This is a genomic window from Caulobacter sp. B11, from assembly GCF_002737765.1.
Lineage (GTDB): Bacteria > Pseudomonadota > Alphaproteobacteria > Caulobacterales > Caulobacteraceae > Caulobacter.
Genome location: NZ_PEGG01000314.1, coordinates 1 through 3,582, shown reverse-complemented (window position 1 = coordinate 3,582; position 3,582 = coordinate 1). Strand labels below are relative to the sequence as shown.

The window sequence follows — 3,582 nt, the reverse complement described above, 5'->3', positions numbered from 1 at the left end:
CCCGTCGAAGCTCTGCACCAGGCAGACGTCCAGCTCAAAGGCCTGGACTTCGACGTCGCATCCCATGTTTTCGCCTCGTCTTGGCCACAGCATCGATGAGCCGGGCCTACCAGCTCGGCGCAGCGCTTCCTGATCAAGCACCTCGCCTGAGCGGGCAATCCTCCGCTCACGACCTCCACAAACCAATGTGAGCCCGCGGCGTTGCCGCAAAAACCAGAAACCCTGGCTCGCTTCCAACAGCCAGACAGGCGTTCTATGGCTTCCCGCGCGAGCGGCCAGGACCGCAATCCCGCGCGACCAGAAGACGCAACCGCCATGAAGGAGCCGCCATGGCCTGTCCATTCGAGCCCCGCCGACAATGGCGACGTGGACGGAATAGGCCGAACTGCTCAAAACAGCGGAATCTGACCATCGCCAGGGACAAACTGTCCTCGCGCCTGAACGCCATGCAGGACCAACCCGGCGTCCTGCTCATCGCCGACGAATGGGGCCCGCCGTCGGGCGTCATTGCGGTGCATTGGCATTCGGTTCTGACGGCCGACCTGAAGGTGGGGTGGATCTCCGCCCTCCTCGTCGATCCAGAGCGGCGTCGAAACGGGGTCGCCCGCCTGCTTCTCAAGGCAGCCTCTCAGGCCGCTCGCTCGGCGGGGTGCGGCGAGCTTGTGCTTCACGCGCCGATCGCGCCCGGGGATCTACGCACATTTTGTCTGGCCACAGGCTTCGTGGAAGGCGGCGAGGTTTTCACCCGCGCCCTTCGCAAGCGCGGATGATGCGCCAATAGCGGAACTTGGCTCGCCTCCAGAATATGGACATTCACTTTGCCTCGTTCAGCATCCTGACGCTCGATAGAGCTAGGCTTGGGCCGTCGATCGTTTCAGAACGTATTGCTTCAGCTGGTCGTAGTGGTGCCCTGGGCCGCTATCGCTGCCTCTGCATCCAGCGCAACCTTTGCCTTACGCTCCTCGCGAAGGATTGCGTCAGCTCGACGCTTCCGCTCAAGTTCCTTCTCCAGCTCGACATGCAATTGGACCAGGCGAGCACGCGCGCTGTGCGAAATTACGAAGTCTGGAACCTCGTCTAAACGTCGGAAGCATTGCGGAAATTTTGCAAGTTGGAGAATTACCTGCCTTTCAACTGCTGGCGGAATCTGGGATTGCTGACTGAATAGCCTGTCAAAACTACTCAATAGAAGCAGGTGCAGACCGGGCATGTGACGAAGCTGTCGCGCAACAGGGCCGGACATCAGCTCCTCGAAGACGTATGGGGTCTTGACCCATGCACTGTCGATATAGTCGACGTTACTCAAGTCGCAAGATCGAATGGCTGTGACGAGTGGCGTGCAATAGCAAGCGCCTACCCGCTCTGACTGGGACAGCGAGACTTGGCAAGCATCAACAATATTATCGAAAACTCTTCTGTCGCCGACCGCGGGAGAAGTACCCGCGACCGCCCTGTCCAACTCGCTTTCGTTGAACGTCACATCGAGCGTCTTCACGGGACGAATGGAACCGTGCGCCTGGGTTAGGTAGTAACTGGTCGCGATATGCTGCTTGGCTCGCCCCTTGTTGACGGCCACATCTATAGTGCAACCGATCCCTTTGAACTCACTCTCACGCTGATAGGCACGCGCGGCATCATCCGTAAAAGTCATCGAGAAGAACCGTCGCTTGCGACCAGACGGCAGAAGCGACTTCGCCGACGCGGCAGCTCGCTCAACCACGTCGATAGTGCCCTCGAGGAACGAGCAACGAAAGAAAACTTTTTGCTGGAACAGCTCATTGCGGACCAAGCGATAAAAGGCGAAGAAATCTTCCTGGTCTTCACAACGGAAGAACGCGCCATCACTAAATGCGTAGCACTCGCCGCTCTTGAAGCTCTCAAAGGCCATTTCTAGCGCGCTGTGAAAATTCGACAGCGTGCTACGCAAATCCTGCGGACTGCGTTGCGCGATCGCACGCGTCGACAGCATGTCGATGTAGCCGCACCAGCTCTCAGCCATGTCGAGGCGTCCGAATTGGGGGTCAATTATCATTCAGGGAAAAGTGAACCAGAACGATGTGACCGGATTTGCTGAGCTCTTGAAGGGTGTGAAGGTTGGGCAGGTAGCTGTCGTATGGGTAAATCTTAAGGCTGTTTGTGCGGGCCTTCTCACCGAATATCCCGGTAATTTGCCCTCGAAGTTCGGGCGTTTTTCGCACCGATGACGACGACCGTAAGACCGCCATCACATAGGTGCCCGATGTTAGCGCTTTGAGCAGCGCTTTGATCGTCGGCATCGAGAGTTGTGCGCCAATTTTCTGCAACTGGGCGAACGGGAACGTACCGCTCCCCTCATCGATCAACAGAGTCTGATCTGGTGACGGCAGCATCTTGGGGGTGAGACTGCTCGCGAAGAGCTGCCACGTCTCGAATGCACTGGCCGCGCGGGCGGCAAGATCGTCGTCTGCCGCCTGGCTGAGCATCGAGAGCATGACATAGGTGGTGCCCTTAGGTGCCGTCGTTGGGCCGCGGAGCAGGCCGGTTCGGCGGGCGAAACGGACCTTGCGGGCATAGAGCGAGGGGAGGCCGCCACCGGCATCCACGACTTCGGCAATGGGCTTGCGTCCGCGAAAGTAGTTACCCAGCGTTACATCAATGATTAGATCCTCGATCAGTCGCGCTGATCGCTCTGGATTGGCAACGATTCGACAGCTTGACCGCGCGAATCCAGGATGAACAGTCACCCCCGTCGCGCGCTCGTCTTCCTCGATCAAGACAAGCAGATCATTTTCGCCGAACGCGCTGCGCAGGAGGCCAGGAGCGACTTTTCCCGCCACAGCCAAAATTCGGACCGACGGGGTCTCTTCGCCGCGAAACACCGCCGAGATCACGGCCGACGGGGTTTGCAGCCCTAAGGCTTGGGCTCGTATAGTGAAACGGACGGCGGGAAGTCGGACCGCCTGCTGCGTCTCGACTAGTTCCAACACATCTCGAGCACGTCGCTCGATCTCATCTTGAACTTGTCGCGGGAACAGCGCGTGATCATTGCGCGCCACGACATATCCCCGTCGATCCAACCGCCCGCCCCCGCTGCGACTCCATTAGTACGCATCTATTCACGAATTTCGGGGGGTGACAATCACAGGCAGTTATTTAACTGATCACACTCAGGGGTTTCTGCCGAACCATTGTTTGCGCTTCATTCGCACCTTCTAGCGTCCCGACAAGCGCGCAATCGTTAGGCTGTGGAGGCTAGATCGAATGCACTGGCTTCGAAATCGCGGATATCAGGACCAAGGCGTCGCCATAACCCGTTGAGCGCCATGAGGAGACGTTGCGACCAATCCAGTTTCCGGACACTCGCGCACTAGAGCCAACCTCGGTTTAGTTGATGACGTCAGTCGAAGCGGACCGCGCGCTGCTGGAGCCATTGATACCGCCGGTCCCTAATCAGGCCGGCCTTCACTTGCGACAATCGATCCAGAATCTTTCCAAGATCGGTCGACTGCCCCTCGCTCTTGGGTCCGCAGAGCATCCAGAGAAGTTTCAGAACTTCATCCGGATAATCCTCGGGCGCCTTTGTCTTCGTGAGAAAGTAGAGGC

4 protein-coding genes are annotated in these 3,582 nt (G+C 58.3%); 1 reads left to right on the top strand and 3 read right to left on the bottom strand.

Translation table 11 applies throughout. From position 1 onward, the window contains the following. Window positions 1-446: 446 nt before the first annotated feature. Window positions 447-770, top strand: coding sequence for a GNAT family N-acetyltransferase (locus CSW58_RS11825; protein WP_201721659.1), 324 nt, complete (start codon window positions 447-449; stop codon window positions 768-770). 119 nt (window positions 771-889) lie between these two features. Here the strand turns inward: CSW58_RS11825 and CSW58_RS11820 are convergent, their stop codons facing one another. From CSW58_RS11820 to CSW58_RS15390, 3 genes are all read right to left on the bottom strand, one after another. After that, window positions 890-1,999, bottom strand: coding sequence for a hypothetical protein (locus tag CSW58_RS11820; protein WP_099447418.1), 1,110 nt, complete (start codon window positions 1,997-1,999; stop codon window positions 890-892). Between the two features lie 22 nt (window positions 2,000-2,021). Next, complete coding sequence (locus CSW58_RS11815) at window positions 2,022-3,035, bottom strand: hypothetical protein (RefSeq protein WP_143755190.1); 1,014 nt, start codon at window positions 3,033-3,035, stop codon at window positions 2,022-2,024. 341 nt (window positions 3,036-3,376) lie between these two features. Then, on the bottom strand, window positions 3,377-3,582 hold a 206-nt coding region (locus CSW58_RS15390; protein ID WP_236627805.1), incomplete at its 5' end, for a hypothetical protein.

Excerpts from the sequence above, each read along its gene's own strand:
- CSW58_RS11825 (WP_201721659.1), top strand. The coding sequence starts at position 447 with ATGCAGGACCAACCCGGCGTCCTGCTCATCGCCGACGAATGGGGCCCG.
- CSW58_RS11820 (WP_099447418.1), bottom strand. The coding sequence starts at position 1,999 with ATGGCTGAGAGCTGGTGCGGCTACATCGACATGCTGTCGACGCGTGCG.